15 protein-coding genes are annotated in these 17,134 nt (G+C 65.8%); 11 read left to right on the top strand and 4 right to left on the bottom strand.

Translation table 11 applies throughout. The features are described from left to right. The first annotated feature begins 19 nt into the window (after positions 1–19). From KTQ42_RS05905 to KTQ42_RS05870, 8 genes are all read left to right on the top strand, one after another. The gene (locus tag KTQ42_RS05905; protein ID WP_217344668.1) at positions 20–559 is read left to right on the top strand and encodes an acyloxyacyl hydrolase; all 540 of its coding nucleotides are present in this window, start codon (positions 20–22) and stop codon (positions 557–559) included. 248 nt (positions 560–807) lie between these two features. Beyond that, positions 808–1,113, top strand: a complete 306-nt coding sequence (locus KTQ42_RS05900) for a DUF485 domain-containing protein (RefSeq protein ID WP_217344667.1) — start codon at positions 808–810, stop codon at positions 1,111–1,113. Between the two features lie 26 nt (positions 1,114–1,139). After that, positions 1,140–2,792, top strand: a complete 1,653-nt coding sequence (locus KTQ42_RS05895) for a cation acetate symporter (RefSeq protein ID WP_217346832.1) — start codon at positions 1,140–1,142, stop codon at positions 2,790–2,792. Between the two features lie 2 nt (positions 2,793–2,794). After that, the gene (locus tag KTQ42_RS05890; protein ID WP_217344666.1) at positions 2,795–3,004 is read left to right on the top strand and encodes a hypothetical protein; all 210 of its coding nucleotides are present in this window, start codon (positions 2,795–2,797) and stop codon (positions 3,002–3,004) included. A 1-nt stretch (position 3,005) separates the two neighbouring features. Next, positions 3,006–5,729, top strand: coding sequence for a sensor histidine kinase (locus KTQ42_RS05885; RefSeq protein ID WP_249222653.1), 2,724 nt, complete (start codon positions 3,006–3,008; stop codon positions 5,727–5,729). Next, entirely contained in the window at positions 5,726–6,094 is a 369-nt protein-coding gene (locus KTQ42_RS05880) for a response regulator (protein WP_217344665.1), read from the top strand. Before KTQ42_RS05885 ends, KTQ42_RS05880 begins: the two co-directional genes overlap by 4 nt. Then, positions 6,091–8,247, top strand: a complete 2,157-nt coding sequence (locus KTQ42_RS05875; RefSeq protein ID WP_249222652.1) for a 3'-5' exonuclease — start codon at positions 6,091–6,093, stop codon at positions 8,245–8,247. The genes KTQ42_RS05880 and KTQ42_RS05875 overlap by 4 nt, the downstream gene beginning before the upstream one ends. A 30-nt stretch (positions 8,248–8,277) precedes the next feature. Continuing rightward, positions 8,278–9,354, top strand: coding sequence for a DUF294 nucleotidyltransferase-like domain-containing protein (locus KTQ42_RS05870; protein ID WP_217344664.1), 1,077 nt, complete (start codon positions 8,278–8,280; stop codon positions 9,352–9,354). A 336-nt stretch (positions 9,355–9,690) separates the two neighbouring features. Here the strand turns inward: KTQ42_RS05870 and KTQ42_RS05865 are convergent, their stop codons facing one another. Then, positions 9,691–10,989 (bottom strand): NCS2 family permease, encoded by a 1,299-nt coding sequence (locus KTQ42_RS05865; RefSeq protein WP_217344663.1) that lies wholly within the window; start codon positions 10,987–10,989, stop codon positions 9,691–9,693. Between the two features lie 360 nt (positions 10,990–11,349). Between KTQ42_RS05865 and KTQ42_RS05860 the strand changes: the two genes are divergently transcribed. Further along, a complete protein-coding gene (locus KTQ42_RS05860) occupies positions 11,350–12,000 on the top strand; it encodes a hypothetical protein (RefSeq protein ID WP_217344662.1) in 651 nt (216 codons plus the stop codon). A 29-nt stretch (positions 12,001–12,029) separates the two neighbouring features. On the opposite strand, the gene KTQ42_RS05855 is transcribed toward KTQ42_RS05860, so the two are convergent. Continuing rightward, on the bottom strand, positions 12,030–12,293 hold the full coding sequence (locus tag KTQ42_RS05855; RefSeq protein ID WP_217344661.1) for a hypothetical protein: 264 nt from the start codon (positions 12,291–12,293) through the stop codon (positions 12,030–12,032). A gap of 229 nt (positions 12,294–12,522) precedes the next feature. Between KTQ42_RS05855 and KTQ42_RS05850 the strand changes: the two genes are divergently transcribed. Beyond that, the gene (locus KTQ42_RS05850) at positions 12,523–12,840 is read left to right on the top strand and encodes a hypothetical protein (protein ID WP_249222651.1); all 318 of its coding nucleotides are present in this window, start codon (positions 12,523–12,525) and stop codon (positions 12,838–12,840) included. A 90-nt stretch (positions 12,841–12,930) separates the two neighbouring features. Further along, a complete protein-coding gene (locus tag KTQ42_RS05845; RefSeq protein WP_217344660.1) occupies positions 12,931–13,653 on the top strand; it encodes a Crp/Fnr family transcriptional regulator in 723 nt (240 codons plus the stop codon). Between the two features lie 79 nt (positions 13,654–13,732). Here the strand turns inward: KTQ42_RS05845 and KTQ42_RS05840 are convergent, their stop codons facing one another. Then, a complete protein-coding gene (locus KTQ42_RS05840) occupies positions 13,733–14,335 on the bottom strand; it encodes a chalcone isomerase family protein (protein WP_249222650.1) in 603 nt (200 codons plus the stop codon). Positions 14,336–14,532: 197 nt separating this feature from the next. Beyond that, the gene (locus KTQ42_RS05835; RefSeq protein WP_217344659.1) at positions 14,533–16,950 is read right to left on the bottom strand and encodes a catalase; all 2,418 of its coding nucleotides are present in this window, start codon (positions 16,948–16,950) and stop codon (positions 14,533–14,535) included. Positions 16,951–17,134: the final 184 nt, after the last annotated feature.

Below are 17,134 nucleotides of genomic sequence, written 5' to 3'. Positions count from 1 at the left end.
CTTCCCAATGGAGATGCACGTGAACCAATTGCCCATTGCCCGCCTCTACGGCCTTGCCCTGTGCTGCGCCGCGCTGCCTGTCCATGCCGTTGACGGCATGTCGTTCGAAGCGGGCGCCGGCAGCCGGGTCCAGATGGCGCGAGGCAGCCTCCTTTGGAATTTTCAGAAAGCGCTGCATGAATCGGACAATCTCGCCATCAATGGCTACTGGAACCTGGACCTGGCTCACTGGCGCGGTACCCGCTACAACAACCAGCCGGGCCAGCACCAGAACCTGAACGAGATCGGCATCACCCCGATGTTCCGGTTCCAAAAACCGGGCAGCAAGTTCTACGGCGAGGCCGGCATCGGCGCGCATGTGCTTTCCGAGCTCTACAACAACAACGGCGACCGGCTTTCCACCGCCTTCGAATTCGGCAGCAAGCTTGGCATCGGCTATATCTTCAGCCCCCGCGCCAGCGTCGGCCTGTCGATCCAGCATTACTCCAATGGCGGCATCAAGCATCCCAACAGCGGTGTCGACTTCGTATCGATGAAGGTCAGCTACTTCTTTCCGTAAGCGCGCCTCGCAGCACATCAAATTTCCGCATCCGCCCAGCCTGCGACAGCTTTCGTGCGTCGCTAATCGGCCACATTCAGTAAATTTTGCGACAGGTCAAATACATTTGGCTGTCCGGCCTTTAGCTTGAAACAAGGCGCCTGCATTCATCGCCTGCCTGCCCGACCGGGCCGGCCTCCATGTCAGTTCCGCAGCGGCCGGCCTCAGCGCCATGCCGGGTCCGGTGCTGCCAAGACGAAGGAAGAAAAATGGAAGATGATCTCGTTCAACGCATCAAGGCAAACCCGGAGTACCACAGGCTGGTGTCCCGCCGCTCTCGCTATGGCTGGACGCTCGCCGTCATCATGCTGGTGGTCTACTACGGCTACATCCTGCTGATTGCCTTCAATCGCGACTTTCTCTCGACCCGCATCGGCGCAGGCGTGATGACCTGGGGCATACCGATCGGACTGTTCGTGATCGCCTTTACCGTGATCATCACCGGCATCTATGTCCGGCGCGCCAACGGCGAGTTCGACGAACTCACAGCCAGCATCCGGGAGAAGGCCTTATGAGCCGCCCTGTTCGCCTCACTCGCCCGATGCATGCCGCCACTGCGGCGCTGCTGGTTATGGCCGGCAGCCAGGCACTGGCCGCCGGCGACGCGCTCGGGCAGACGGTCAAGCAGCCCACCAACTGGACCGCGATCGCCATGTTCGCGGTGTTCGTGGTCTTTACCCTGTTCATCACGAAATGGGCCGCCGCCAAGACCAAGTCGGCTGCGGATTTCTATACCGCCGGCGGCGGCATCACCGGCTTCCAGAACGGGCTGGCCATTGCCGGCGACTTCATGTCGGCCGCCTCCTTCCTCGGCATCTCGGCGGCGGTCTACCTGAACGGCTACGACGGCCTGATCTATTCGATCGGCTTTCTGGTCGGCTGGCCGGTGCTGACCTTCCTGATGGCCGAGCGGCTGCGCAATCTCGGCCGCTTCACCTTCGCCGACGTGGCGGCCTATCGCTTCGAGCAGACGCCGATCCGCCTCTTCGCCGCGGCCGGCACGCTGGTGGTGGTGGCGTTCTACCTGATCGCGCAGATGGTCGGCGCCGGCCAGCTCATCAAGCTGCTGTTCGGCCTGGAGTACTGGGTGGCGGTGGTCATCGTCGGCACGCTGATGATGGTGTATGTGCTGTTCGGCGGCATGACGGCCACCACCTGGGTGCAGATCATCAAGGCCATCATGCTGCTGGGCGGCGCCACCTTCATGGTCTTCATGGTGCTATGGCAGTTCAACTTCAGCCCCGAGGCGCTGTTTGCCAAGGCGGTGGAAGTGCATCCCAAGCAGCAGTCCATCATGGGGCCGGGCGGCTTCATCAAGGACCCGATCTCGGCCATCTCCTTCGGCATGGCGCTGATGTTCGGCACCGCCGGCCTGCCGCACATCCTGATGCGCTTCTTCACCGTGCCCAGCGCCAAGGAGGCGCGCAAGTCGGTGTTCTGGGCCACCACCTGGATCGCCTACTTCTACCTGCTGACCTTCATCATCGGCTTCGGCGCCATCGTGCTGGTCTCCACCAATCCGGTATTCAAGGACGCGGCCGGCAAGCTGCTGGGCGGCGACAACATGGCGGCCGTGCATCTGGCCACCGCGGTCGGAGGCAATGTCTTCCTCGGCTTCATCTCGGCCGTGGCCTTCGCCACCATCCTGGCCGTGGTCGCCGGCTTGACGCTGTCGGGCGCCTCCGCCGTGTCGCATGACCTGTATTCGGTGGTGATCAAGAAGGGCACCGCCACCAGCCAGGACGAGCTGCGGGTGTCGCGGGTGACCACCGTGGCGCTGGGCCTGATTGCGGTGGTGCTGGGCATCGTGTTCGAGAAGCAGAACATTGCCTTCATGGTGTCGCTGGCCTTCGCGGTCGCGGCCTCGGCCACCTTCCCGGTGCTGTTCATGTCGGTGCTGTGGAGGAACTGCACCACCCGCGGCGCGGCGCTGGGCGGCTTTCTCGGGCTGATCACCGCCGTGGTGTTGACCGTGCTGTCGAAGTCGGTCTGGGTGGACGTGTTCCACAACAAGGACGCGATCTTTCCCTATACCTCGCCGGCGCTGTTCTCGATGACCGCGGGCTTCGTCGGCATCTGGCTGTTTTCGCTGATGGACAATAGCGAGCGGGCGCAGCGCGACCGGGCCGGCTTCGAGGCCCAGACGGTGCGCTCGGAAACCGGCATCGGCGCATCCGGCGCCTCGGGGCATTGAGCATGGAGCGGCCTGGCCTGACTGCGGAGCGGCTCCTGGCCCTGTTCGCGGCGGGCGGGCTGCTGCTGAACTATCCGCTCCTGGCCCTGTTCGGCCGGCTCGGCACGCTGGCCGGCATACCGGCGCTGTACCTGTATCTGTTCGTTGCGTGGGCCCTGCTGATTGCCGGCATCGCGCTGGTGCTCGGGCGCGACGCCGACGACGGGCCGTAGCATGAGCGGCATGCTGGGCGGCTGGCAGATCGCGCTTGCCTCCGCCTGCTACCTTGGCCTGCTGTTTGCGATCGCCTTTCATGCCGACCGCCGCGCCGCGGCCGGCGCCAGCCTGATCGGCCATCCCGCGATCTATGCGCTGTCGCTGGCGGTGTATGCCAGCAGCTGGACCTTCTACGGCAGCGTCGGGCGCGCCGCCGCCGATGGCATCGGTTTCCTGCCGGTCTACCTGGGCCCGACCCTGATGGCGGCGCTGTGGTGGATCGTGCTGCGCAAGATGATCGTCGTCAGCAAGGCCAACCGGATCACCTCGATTGCCGACTTCATCGCCTCGCGCTACGGCAAGAGCGCCCTGCTGGGCGGGCTGGCCACGCTGGTGGCGGTGGTCGGCATCGTGCCCTATATCGCGCTGCAGCTGAAGGCGGTCTCGTCGAGCCTGGCGCTGCTGCAGAGCTTTCCCGGGCCGCTGCCGCCGGCCGGGCCGGTCTGGGGCGACGCCGGGCTGCATGTGGCGCTGCTGCTGGCTGCCTTCACCATCCTGTTCGGAGCGCGCCACCTGGATGCGGCCGAGCGGCATGAAGGCATGGTGGCGGCGGTCGCCTTCGAATCCGTGGTCAAGCTGTGCGCCTTCCTGGCAGTGGGCCTGTATGTCAGCTATGGCATGTACGACGGCCTGGGTGCGCTGTTTGCGCGTGCCGCCGAACTGCCGGCGCTGCAGGCCCTGACCCGGCCGGGCGCCGGCGCCAGCCAGGGCGGCTGGGCCTGGCTGACCCTGCTGTCGATGCTGTCCATCCTGCTGCTGCCGCGCCAGTTCCAGATCGCGGTGGTGGAAAACGTCAGCGTGCAGCATGTCCGAAGCGCAAGCGTGCTGCTGCCGCTGTATCTGCTGGCGATCAACCTGTTCGTGCTGCCGATCGCCTTCGCCGGCCTGATGCGCTTTCCCGAGGCGCATGCCAATGCCGACCTGTTCGTGCTGACGCTGCCCCTGGCGGAACACCAGCCCGCGCTGGCGCTGCTGGTGTTCATCGGCGGCCTGTCGGCCGCCACCGGCATGGTGATCGTGGAAACCACGGCGCTCGCCACCATGGTGTGCAACGACCTGGTGATGCCGCTCCTGCTGCGCCTGGGATTCTTCCGGCTGGCCGCGCATGCCGACCTGAGCGCGCTGCTGCTGGGCATACGGCGGGTGGCGATCGTGCTGCTGATGGCGCTCGGCTATGCCTACTCGCGTGCCGCGGGCGAAGCCTATGCGCTGATGGCGATCGGCCTGATCTCGTTCGCCGCGGTGGCCCAGTTCGCGCCGGCCGTGCTGGGCGGCCTTTACTGGCGCCGAGGCAACCGCAATGGCGCGCTGCTGGGCCTGGCGGCCGGTTTCCTGGTCTGGCTCTATACCCTGCTGCTGCCCTCCTTCGCCCGCTCCGGATGGCTGCCTGCCAGCTTCCTCGACCCCGGCCCGTATGGCCAGGCCCGGCTGCGGCCCTATGCCCTGTTTGGCCTGGAAGGCATGGACCCGGTGTCGCATGCGATGTTCTGGAGCATGCTGGTCAACTGCCTGGCCTATGTCGGGGTGTCGCTGCTCACACGCGCGGACGCCGTCGGCCAGGTGCAGGCGCGGCGCTTCGTCGATCCGGCGCAAGGCAGCCCGCCGGCCTGGCATGGCGCGGCGCCGGCCGAGGCCATGCTGGCGCTGGCAGGCCGCATCCTCGGGCCGGCGGCGGCGCAGAACCTGCGCCGCCAGCATCCGCATGCCTCGCCCGGCATGCTGATGCATGAGGCCGAAATGGCGCTGGCAGGCGCAATGGGTGCGGCATCGGCCCGTGTCATGGCGCGCTCTGTGCTGCAGCAGGAAAGCCTGGCCGCCGACGACATGCTGGCCCTGCTCGACGAAAGCGCGCAGGCGATTGCCCACAGCCGCGAGCTGGAACAGAAGTCGGCCGAACTGCAACGCGCCTCGGCCGAGCTGCGGGCCGCCAACCAGCGGCTTACCGAACTGGACCGGATGAAGGATGACTTCCTCTCCACCGTGACCCATGAACTGCGCACGCCGCTGACCTCGATCCGCGCGTTTTCCGAGATCCTGCGCGACCATCCCGACCTGCCGGCCCAGAAGCGCATAGCCTACCTCGACATCATCATCCGGGAGAGCGAGCGCCTGACCCGCCTGATCAACGATGTGCTGGACCTGGCCAAGCTCGACGCCGGCCGCGCCGAATGGCATGCCGAGGCGCTGGACCTGGCGCAGGTGGTGCGGGACGCACTGGAAGCAAGCGGCCAGCTGCTGCGCGACAAGGCCATTGCGCTGGAAGTCGATGTGCCGCCAACAGCGCCGCCGGTGCGGGCCGACCGCGACCGGCTGATGCAGGTGATGCTCAACCTGCTGTCGAACGCGACCAAGTTCTGCAGCCCGCAAACCGGCCGCATCGCGGTAGCGCTAAGACAGCAAGGCGATGCGCTGCGGGTGACCGTCACCGACAACGGTCCCGGCGTGCGGCCCGAAGACCGGGAAATCATCTTCGACAAGTTCCGCCAGGGCGGCGATACCCTGACCGGCAAGCCGCACGGCACTGGCCTTGGCTTGCCGATCAGCCGCCGCATCGTCAGCCATTTCGGCGGCAGGCTGTGGCTGGAGGACGCGCCGGACGGCGGTGCGCAATTCATTTTCACGCTGCCGCTGGACACCGCGCCGCAGACAACGCCTGCAAGCCCGCTGGGGAGCACGCCATGAGCGCAAGAATCCTGATCGTCGACGATGAACCGAACATCGTGCTGTCGCTGGAGTTTTTGATGGAGCAGGCCGGCTTCGAAGTGGCCGTCGCCACGGATGGCGAGGCGGCGCTGGCGCAGCTGGCTGCCTTTCGGCCCGACCTGGTGCTGCTGGACATCATGCTGCCCAGGCTGAACGGCTACGAGGTCTGCCAGCGCATACGCGCCCATCCGGCGTGGTCGGGCATCAAGGTCGTGATGCTGTCGGCCAAGGGCCGCGAACTGGAAGTCAGCAAGGGCCTGGCGCTGGGCGCGGACGCCTATGTGACCAAGCCGTTCTCGACCCGAGATCTGATCGCGCTGGTGCAGAAGCTGCTTGCGCCATGACGGCTGCCATGTCCACGCCCGGCGTCTCCCACCTGCAGCGGCGTTACCTGCTCGCGCTGGCGCTGCTGTTTCTAGCGCAACTGGGCATCATCGCGGCCGTGCTGCTGCTGGCCGGGCTGGACATGGATGCCGGCCAGCGCGCCGCCTTCTATCAGGCCCTGGGGCAGCAGGCCGGCATGCTGGCCGTGGCCGCCCTGATGCTGCTGATGCTGCTTGCGCTGGCATTGAAGCGGGTGTTCGACCGCTGGCTGGCGCCGCTGGCCATGCTGGCCGAGGAAACCGCGCTGCTGCAGTCCAATCCCGGGCACCGCAGCGACATCGGTGGCGCGCCGCCGGTGCGGGAACTTGCAGGCCGCTTCAATGGGCTGGCCGCGCAGATGCAGGCGCTGCGGCAGGAAAGCCGCGACAGCATCGACAGCGCGCTGCGTTCGCTGGCGCAGGAGCGCAACCGCCTGGCCGCGCTGATGGCCGACCTGGCGCTGGGCGTGTTGATGTGCAATCTGGAAGGTCGCATCCTGCTCTACAACAGCCATGCCAGCGCCCTGCTGGACAATGGCGCCGGCGCGGCGCCCGGCCTGGGCCGCTCCGTCTTCGGACTGATCGAGCGCGGCCTGATCGTCCATGCGCTCGAACAGCTGCAGCACAGGCTGCAGGCGCGTCCGGAGGGCATGGCCGCGCCGGTGCTGCACGACCTGCCGCGCGCGGCCTTCGTGGCCGGCATGTCCGATGGCCGCATGATGCGCATGCAGATCGCGCCGGTGCTGGACGACGCGCACGCCTTGTCCGGCTTCGTGCTCACGGTGGACGACATCAGCCGGCAGGCGCAGGCGCAGGACCGCGACGCGGCGCTGCTGGACCGCCTGCTGCAGCAGGCCCGCGCCGGCATTGCCAATATCCGCGCCGCCGCCGAGACGCTGGGCGCCTATGCCGACATGTTGCCGCAGCGTCGCGAGCGCTTCATTGCGGCCATCGAGCAGGAATCGCAGGCGCTTGCCGCCGCCATCGGACAGGCGACCTCCGAGCGCGAGGATGACGCCTCGCGCAGCTGGCACCTGGAGGAAATGCGCGGCGACGACCTGCTGTCCCTGCTGCAGCGCCGGCTGGAAAGCCGCTCGCTGCGGGTGGATGCGCGTACGCTCTGCGAGCCGGCGCCATGGCTGCATGTCGACAGCTATGCGCTGACGCAGGCGCTGGCGCGGCTGGGTGCCGGCATACTGAAGGCGTGCGGCGACGGGGCGCTGGCGCTGCAGCTGGGCGCCGAAGGCCGGCTGGCATGGCTGGAATTTGTCTGGCGGGGCGCCGCGCCGTCCCCGGCGCTGCTGCGCCAGTGGGAGGAGGAAGCCCCGGACGGCGGCGCCAGCCTGCAGTCGACGGCACAGCGGCATGGCGGCGAAACCATGCTGCTCGATCAGGAAGGCGTGCTGCGCTGGCGCCTGCTGCTGCCGGCCCTGCCCGCCAGCGCTGCCCTGCCGCTGCCGCGGCCCAAGCCGTCGCGGCCCGAGTTCTATGACTTCGATCTTTTCAGCCAGGCCGGCCAGAACGCGGAACTGGACGCCACGCCGCTGTCGCGCCTGTCCTGCACGGTGTTCGACACCGAGACCACCGGCCTGGACCCGGGCGGCGGCGACGACATCATCGCCATCAGCGCGCTGCGCATCGTCAACGGCCGCCTGCTGCGCCAGGAGCAGTTCGAACGGCTGGTGCGGCCGCGCCGGCCGGTCTCGCCGGCTTCATTCGCAGTGCATGGCATCAGCGACGACATGCTGCGGCACCAGCCCGGCAGCGCCGAGGTACTGGCGCAGTTCCATCGCTTCGTGGAAGACACCGTGCTGGTGGCGCACAACGCGGCCTTCGACCTGCGCTTTCTGCGAATGCGGGAAGCCGAAGCCGGCGTGCGGTTCGACCAGCCGGTGCTCGATACCCTGCTGCTGTCGCAGGCGCTGCATCCCAACCAGGCGGAGCACAGCCTGGAAGCCATCGCCGCCCGGCTGGGCGTGGCCGTGGTCGGCCGGCATACCGCCCTGGGCGACGCCATCGTCACGGCGGAAGTGTTCCTGCGCATGCTGCCGTTGCTGGCCGAAGCCGGCATTGCCACGCTGGGCCAGGCACGCGAGGCGGCGCGGCATACCCGCTATGCCCGGATCGACTATTGAGACAGCACGCATCCAGCGAAACAAAGGACGATGAATTCCTCCCTGAGCCATCCCCGTTTCATGCCCGAGCTTCGACGCGTGCTGCGCGCGATTGCCCGCGCCGACCACGCCGGCCTGCGGCGCGCGGCCGAAGCGGCCCGCGCGCTGGAGCATGAGCAGGCGTCAAGCGCACCGGCCGCCGCACTGCCCCGCCTGATCTCCGCGCTGTCTGACGCACTGACCCGGCGCGCCATCGCGCTGGCTGGCATCGATTTTCCGCCACCGGCGGCGCGCTGGTGCTGGATTGCGCTGGGCAGCGAGGGGCGGCAGGAACAGACCTTTGTCTCCGACCAGGACAATGGCATCGTGTTCGACGACAGCGACGACCCAGACGCGCTGCGGCGGCGCCTGCTGCCGCTGGCCGGGCGGGTCAATCAGATGCTGAACGAGTGCGGCTTCGCTGTTTGCCCGGGCAACATCATGGCAGGCAATCCGGCCTGCTGCCTGTCGCTGCATGAATGGCGCGAGCGCTTCGATGCCTGGATCAGCGAGGGCGATCCGCTGGCGCTGCTCAATGCCACGATCTTCTTCGACCTGCGGCCGCTCGCCGGCGACCTGGCCCTGGCGCACAGTCTGTCGGCATGGACCGTGCGCCACGCGGCCGATAACCAGCGCTTCCTGTTCCAGTTGGCCGACAACGCCCTGCGCCGCCGCCCGCCACTGGGACTGCTGCATCGCTTCTCGCCGGAAAAGTCCGGGCCGCATGCCGGCGCCATCGACCTCAAGCACAATGCCGCCGCGCTGTATGTGGATGCGGCCCGGGTGCTGGGCCTGGCCTGCGGCGCCGGCGCAAGCAGCACGGTCGAAAGATTGCGCATGGCCGCACGGAGCCATTTGCTGCATCCTGCAGAAGCGGCCGACTGGGAAGGCAGCTTTCACTTCATCGCGCTGCTGCGCGTGAGACTGCAGCAGCAGCGCTACCTGCGCGGCGAGCCGATGGACAACCACCTGCGCCCCGACACCCTGGATGCCGGCGAGCGGCGCGCGCTGCTGCATGCGCTGCGGGCGGCGGGGGCCATGCAGCAGAGGCTGTCCCAGCTGTTTCTTGGCGGCGGCTCGGGGCTCTAGCGCATTGTTGTGACCTTCCACGGTACCGGACTGTTGACGGTGACGCGTAGGGTGCAATACCCCGGAGGGGCATTACGCGATACCGCCACGGTAGCCACGCCAGGCCAGGCCAGGCCAGGGCTTGCAACGACAGCAAGCGTAGCTTGGGTAAAGCGCAGCGCAACCCGGGATTGCCCCCCGTTATGCAATCGATGCCTCCCGGGCTGTCCTGGCACGTTTTCAACCCCTGCCTTTTCCGTCTCGCTGGCACAGCGGCTGGCTTCATCGATGGATGGCCCGGGTTGCGCTGCGCTTCACCCAGGCTACGGACTACGGACTAAAGCCATCCCAGCCTCTTCACGCGCCGAGATAGATCAGCTTGAACAGGAACACGCCGGCAATGATCCAGACGATCGCCTTGACCTCGCGCGCCCTGCCGGTCAAGAGCTTCAGCGATGCATAGGTGATGAAGCCGAATGCGACGCCCTCGGCGATGGAGAAGGTGAAGGGCATCGTCAGCGCGGTCACCGCGGCAGGCACGCTCTCGGTGGTATCGGTCCAGTCCACATGCACCAGGTCCTGCAGCATCAGGCAGGCAACGTAGAGCAGCGCCGGCGCGGTGGCATAGGCCGGCACCACGCCGGCCAGCGGCGCGAAGAACAGGCATAGCAGGAACAGCCCGGCTACCGCCAATGCAGTGAGGCCGGTGCGGCCGCCTGCCTGCACGCCGGCGGCGCTTTCCACATAGGCCGTGGTGCTGGAAGTGCCCAGGAAGGAACCGGCGACGATGGCGGTGCTGTCGGCCAGCAGCGCCTTGTTCAGGCGTTCCATCTTGCCGTTCTTCAGCAGGCCGGCGCGGTTGGCCACCCCCATCAGCGTGCCGGTGGCGTCGAACAGCTCGACCAGGAAGAACACCAGCACCACATTCAGGATACCGAAGGACAGGATGCCCATGATGTCGAGCTTGAACAGGGTCGGCGCCATCGACGGCGGCATCGACACCACGCCGCCGAACTTGTTATCGGCGAACACGAAGCTCAGCAGGGTCACCGCCAGGATGCCGATCAGGATGGCGCCGCGCACCCGCAGCCGGTCCAGCGCCACGATCAGCAGAAAGCCGACCACGGCCAGCACGGCCGTTGGCTTGTGCAGGTCGCCCAGGCCCACCAGCGTGGCCGGGTTGGCCACCACGATGCCGGCGCTCTTCAGGGAAATCAGGCCGAGAAAGAGGCCGATGCCAACTGTAATGGCGGTGCGCATCGAGGGCGGGATGCCGTTGACGATCTGCTCCCGCAGCCGGAACACGCTGACCAGGATGAACAGGCAGCCGGAGATGAATACCGCGCCCAGCGCCGCCTGCCAGGAGATCTTCATGCCCAGCACGACGGTGTAGGCGAAGTAGGCATTGAGTCCCATGCCGGGCGCCAGCGCCATCGGGTAGTTGGCATACAGGCCCATGATCAGCGTGCCCAGCGCCGCGGCCAGGCAGGTGGCGACGAAGACCGCGTCCTTGGGCATGCCGGCGTCGCCGAGAATGGCCGGATTGACGAACACGATATAGGCCATGGTGAGGAAGGTGGTCAGCCCGGCCAGCAGCTCGGTGCGCACGTCGGTGCCGTTTTCCTTCAGTTTGAAATAGTTTTCCAGCAGCGCCACGGCGGTCTCCAGGTCTGGTTGTTGTGGCCCGGCGGATCAGCAATGCGGGCCTCTTGTGATGGCCACGACGATAGCGCACCGAAACGCTTGCCATATTGCGGCACACCGATATTGGGTATGCGTTTTCAGTGATAACGGGTATCACGGGAAGCGATGATGCGCAGCACCCTCAGCCGCCATGTGGGCCGGGTCGGACCAGTTCGCGAATGACCGGACAGGCAATGATGTGTCCTGCCCAATGCGGTCCAACGCCGATATCAGGCACTTACCTGCATGCAGGCGAACGATGGAACTCACGTCCTTGCTGCTGTCCAAGCAGATTCCAGCGTCCACCGGCAGCGTTCTCGCGACAACCCACGCATGGACTACCATCAAAGCAACAAGCCGGGCCAGTCCACCCCGAAACGCCCCGATGCGCAACGTCGACGCAAGCTGCGCCAGCATGCGGCGAGCCTGGCCACGGGTGTCATCGTGTTCGTGGTGGCAATCGGCCTGATGCAGGCAGTCAGGTCCCCTGCTCCCACCGCTGCCGCCAGCCGCGGCGCGCAGCCAGCCGCGCCGGTCTCGCCTATGCCGCCGGTCAGCGCCAGCGGCAGTTCCGGCACGGGCGCCACTGGCTCCGGCGCCGAGGAAAGTGCACCGGGTCCCGCCCCTGCAAGCGGGCGCACCGTGCCAGGTCCCGCTCCGAACATTGCCGCGCAGATCATGGGCATGCCATCGGTCTACATCCATGTCCTGGACGAGAATGCACGCGAAAAGGCCAGGCTGCTGGCGCCTGAGCTCGAAAGGAGAGGCATTGCGCTGGCCGGCATCCGGATTGTCAGTGACGGCCCGCGCGCGTCCGACCTGCGTTATTTCCGTCCATCCGAAAAGGCGGAAGCCATGCGGGTGCAGGCCGCCCTGCTGTCGCTGGGCCTGCCGGCACGTCAGCTGAAAAGGATCAGCGGATTTGAAACCAGTGCCGTACCCCGGCAATACGAGTTATGGCTTGCAGCGGATTACAAGGGCTAAGCGGCCGGGCAGCACAAGGGAGCAGCTTCTCAGGCCTGCCCGCCGGTGGCGCGCGCCAGCTTGACGTTGAGGACGAAATTTTCCAGCGTCAGCTTGGCGATCGAAGACACCACGATGTAGTCGCGTTCCCGGTCCGGCATGGGGCGAATGTTTTCCTCGTAATGCTCGACCACGGAAGAGGCGATCAGGCGAGTGGCATCGTCTTCGTCGATATTGAGCATGCCCCAGTCTATCGGATCGGCAAGCTCGATTTCCCTGATCAGTTCTTCCACTGTCTTCAAGTCGATGGCCATTGCTTTCCTTTCAGTGAGACAGCGGCAGATGCCGCCGCTGCTTCATCTTACTCGCCACGTGTGCGTGACGGCACTGCCGCCGTCATGCGAACGATGGAAAGGTTTTAGATCCAAAACAGCATGTCGCCATTTATTCGACGGCGTCCAGGGAATCCCGGCGTTGAACCATGGTCAAAAAGTTCATATTTATGAAAGGAAAGACCCGATGAGAAAAGACGAGGAATCTCCAATGCCGGATGACAAGAGCACGATTTCTAGCAGCGGCGGCGATAAGAGCGTGCGCGAGACCGGAACCCGGCCTTTCACGATCGACCTGACCAAGCCGGACGGCAAGGAGCAGGTGCCATTGCAGCCGAACGACCGTGACGAGGTGGCGGGCGGTACCCAGTCCAGCGGCCCACGGGAAGTGATGAAACAGGCTTACAAGGACGTGGAGCAGGGCCAGGTCGACACTGACCTGCGGGAACAGCGCGGCGTCGAGGAGACGGTGGACAAGCCGTTCACCCCGGCGGAGAGCATGCCGCAGAAGAAGCACGGACGTACTTGAGTGCTGCCCCTGCAGGGCAAGGCAGGCATGGCGCCTGCCTTGCCCTGCAACGTCCGTTTTCCATCAAACCTTGCCGGACTATGCACTGCCATGGACATACCCACTTCACCCGATCAATGCGCCAATCAGCTGCTTGCGCGACTGTCGGAGTCGGAATACAGCAATCTGTATCCGCACCTCGAGTGGATACCCTGCCCGCTGAAGTCGACCTTCTACCAGCGCGACCAGCCTATCGAGCATGTCTACTTTCCACTTAGCGGCGAACATTCGGTGCTTGCCATCATGGAGAACGGCACCGCCGTGGAAGTCGGCACCGTCGGCAATGAGGGCTTTTCGACGGTGGATATCCTTACCAACAGCGAACAGTCGCTGGAAACGGTGACCTGCCAGATCGCGGGCGAGGCGCTGAAAATGCCGATCGCGCGGTTTCTGGCGGCAATCGAAGGCCATACCGAACTGCGCAGCCTGGTTTTCCGTTATTTGCGGGCCTATATGGCGCAGGTCAGCCAGGCAGTCGCCTGCAACCGGCTGCACACCATCGAGGAACGGTTCGCCAAGTGGATGCTGATGAATCATGACCGGGTGCCTGGCGACGAGATCCATATCACCCAGGAATTCCTGGCCGACATGCTTGGCGTGCATCGTCCGAGCGTGAGCCTGATCGCCCGGCATTTTCAGCAGCTCGGCCTGATCAGGTACAGCCGTGGACTGGTTACCATCCTCGACCGGCCGGGCATCGAGGATGCCTCCTGCGAATGTTACGGCGTGGTGAGAAAACAGTTCGAGCGGGCACTCGGCATCAAGGTGGCATAGGCGTCAGCGACCGACTTCGACGTATTGCCTGCCGCTAGCCGCTCGCGGCCTGGAAGGCGGTGCCCGGTGCGCGTAGGCATCAGGCGCCGTCGCCCTCTCCCAACAGGGCGCTCTTGAGTTTCGAATCCGCCGGGCGCTCGCCCAGCCAGATCTTCAGCAATACCGTGTAGAAGGCGGGTTCGGCAATTACTTCGCCCACCTGCCTGCCGTTGACGCTGACCGTGGTGCCCTGCCCTGGCAGGAAATCGATCGCCAGCGCGTCGCCCTTCTTCAATTCCGGGATCGCCGAAAACACCTGGCCGAAACGGGCCAGCGGCTCGGCCAGCCGGGTGCGCTCGGCCTTGTCGACGTTCTGCTCGATGCCGGCCAGGAAGGCCTGGCCGAATTCATCCGCATTGACGCCACGCAGCATCACGATGCGCATGCGCTTGGGGCCGGACGCCGCGTAGATGTCGGCCGGCTGCCGGTGCTTTTCGCCAAGGTAGAGGCCCGCCGAATAGACAGAAAAGATCGCCTTGTAGCGTACCCCCGCGCCATTGAGCCTCAATTCCTTGCCCTGCATTCTGATGCTGTCATCGAATGGATACCCGCCTGCCGTGGCCGCCACGGCGCTGCCAGCCAGAAGCAGGTTGGAAACTAATATCGATAGTTGCATTTTCAACGTCAGCTTGCGGAGTCTCATGGCTTTGCCTTTCGTTTAGGGATGGCGGGTTGGGGCCGCCAAGAATAGTGCCTGGATTGCCGATATGCAATGCCCGCGTGAGGGGCGCCGCGTGTTGGCGATGTCGTCGATACCTGGCATGAAAAAACCCCGCCGCGGACTTGCCGGGACGGGGTTGCAGCCCGCGAAACCTTCCGTGGGCGGAACTGCCTTATGCCTTACACCTTGGGCGCATTCACATCGCGCCTGGCCTCGCGGTAGCCCGCCAGCGCGGTCCTGAACTGCTCGAAGGCGGCATCGGCGCCGCTGGCCTCGGCCAGGATCAGCGCAGCATCCTTGCCACCGTCCGGCAGGCTGGACGGAATGCCGGCCTGCTGCAGCAAGGCCGATGCCCCGCCCAGCATCAGCATCGGCTTGCCGTGCCGGTACTGGTCGCGCAGGAAGTCCATCACATCCGGATCGCCCTTCCAGCCTTCGACGGCCGCCTCGCCCGATGGCACGATGACGGCGTCATACAGCACCGCGGGCATGGCTTCCACCGAGACTTCGACATTCAGCGCGTCGCCGTCGACCGGCATCACCTGCCCCAGCATGGGGCCGACCAGGCGAGGCACCGCGCCGGCCGTCAGCAAGGCGGTGTACAGGCTGCGCACTGCGCTTGCCTCGACGCCATTGGCCACCAGCAGCGCCACCCGGCGCGTCTTGATGCTGCCATCGCCCTGGAAGTGCGTCAGCGACAATGCCGGCGAAGGCGCGTAGGTTGGCAGCGTGTGCGTGGCCAGCACGGGCGCGGCCTGCGGCAGCGGGATGCCGATGCCGTCCGCCACTGCCTGCGCCAGCTCGTCGGCGACATTCATCAGCAGCGACACCACACGCTGGCGCACCGCCAGGATCTGCACCCTGGTCAGCTCGAAACGGAAGGCCTTGATGATGTGCTGCTTTTCGAAGGTGGTCTGGCTTTGCCAGAACAGCCGTGCCTGCGAATAATGGTCGGCGAACAGTTCGGCCTTGCCGCGCACCTTGTCTTCCGAAATGTGCTCGGGAAAGCTGGTGAAGCCAACGCCGTAGCCCGCCTGCGCCGGCGATCCGCCCGCCAGCGAATTGGGCTCATACGCCACGCGGCCGCGATGGATGGCCTGGCGATGATGACCGTCGCGCTGGTTGTTATGCACCGGCGCCACCGGCGAGTTGATCGGGATCTCGTGGAAATTCACGCCGCCCAGGCGGGTGATCTGGGTATCGAGATAGGAATGGATGCGGCCATGCAGCAGCGGATCGTTGCTGAAGTCGATGCCCGGCACCACGTGGGCCACGCAGAATGCCACCTGCTCGGTCTCGGCGAAGAAGTTGTCCGGATTGCGGTTCAGCACCATCTTGCCCACCGGCGTCAGCGGCACCAGTTCCTCGGGAATGATCTTGGTCGAGTCCAGCACGTCGAAGCCGAAGCCGGCGGCCTGTTCCTCGGTGAATACCTGCAGCGCCAGTTCATACTCGGGGAAGGCGCCGGCCTCGATCGCTTCCCAAAGGTCGCGACGATGGAAGTCGGGGTCGGCGCCGGAGATCTTCACCGCCTCTTCCCAGACCAGCGAGCGGGTACCCGCGATCGGCGTCCAGTGGAACTTCACGAACACCGATTCGCCCTGCGCATTGATCATGCGATAGGTATGCACGCCGAAGCCCTGCATCATGCGGTAGCTGCGCGGGATGGCGCGGTCGGACATCTGCCACAGCAGCATGTGGGTGCTCTCAGGCGACAGCGAGACGAAGTCCCAGAAGGTGTCATGCGCGCTGGAGGCCTGCGGTATCGCATTGTTCGGCTCAGGCTTGACCGCGTGGACCAGGTCCGGGAACTTCATTGCATCCTGGATGAAGAACACCGGAATGTTGTTGCCCACCAGGTCCCAGTTGCCTTCGTCGGTATAGAACTTCACGGCGAAGCCGCGCACGTCGCGCGCGGTATCGGTCGAGCCGCGCTCGCCGGCCACCGTGGAGAAGCGCACGAACACCGGGGTCTGCTTGCCGGCCTTGGCAAACGGCGCGGCCCGGGTGATCTTCGAGAATTCATCGTAGCTCTCGAAGTAGCCGTGGGCGGCCGAACCGCGGGCATGCACGACCCGCTCGGGAATGCGCTCATGATCGAAGTGGGTGATCTTCTCGCGCAGGATGAAGTCCTCCAGCGCGGTCGGGCCGCGCAGCCCGATCTTCAGCGAATGCTGGTTGTCGGCAATCGGCACGCCCTGGTTGGTGGTCAGGATCTGGCCGGTCGAATCGGTGCGCACCCGGTCAAGCGGGTCGGCCACCGGGCTTTCGCCCTGCGGCGGCACGCCCTTGCCGACCTTGTCCGAAGCCTGGTTTTCAGAGGTGGTGCTGGCGCCTGCCAGCGCGCTGGGCGGCGCGACCGTGACGCCGGCCGCCGGCTTGCGCGCGGCTTCGCCGTATTCGCTGCCCTTGGTCGGGTTCTGCGGCATTTCCGCCGCCAGCGCCTGGCTGGCCGTCATTTTTTCAAGCAGGCGTTCCTTCTGCCTGTCCTTGCTCTGCAAGGTCTCCGGCGCCGTGCCGGTCGATGGCGCCGATACCGTGGCGAGGATGGAACCCGCGCCTTCGTCAGCGCCCTTCTTGTTCTTCTTTGTTGCCATGATGTTTGCCTCGTGGTTGAGCGTCCCGATGCCTGCCAGTGGATGGCAGCGGGACTGAAATGGGTTGAGGAGGAAGTCGATGGGTCCGGGCGGCCGGCATTCAGAATCGAATGGCGGAAGGCAGACTGCCGAGATCGAGCCCATGCAGCCTATCAGCCGCATGCGCGGCGGCTGATAGGCGTAA

It is taken from the genome of Noviherbaspirillum sp. L7-7A (genome assembly GCF_019052805.1).
Taxonomy (GTDB): Bacteria; Pseudomonadota; Gammaproteobacteria; order Burkholderiales; family Burkholderiaceae_D; genus Noviherbaspirillum_A.
The sequence above is the reverse complement of the archived record's forward strand: the minus strand, read 5'-3'. Positions and strand labels throughout refer to the sequence as shown.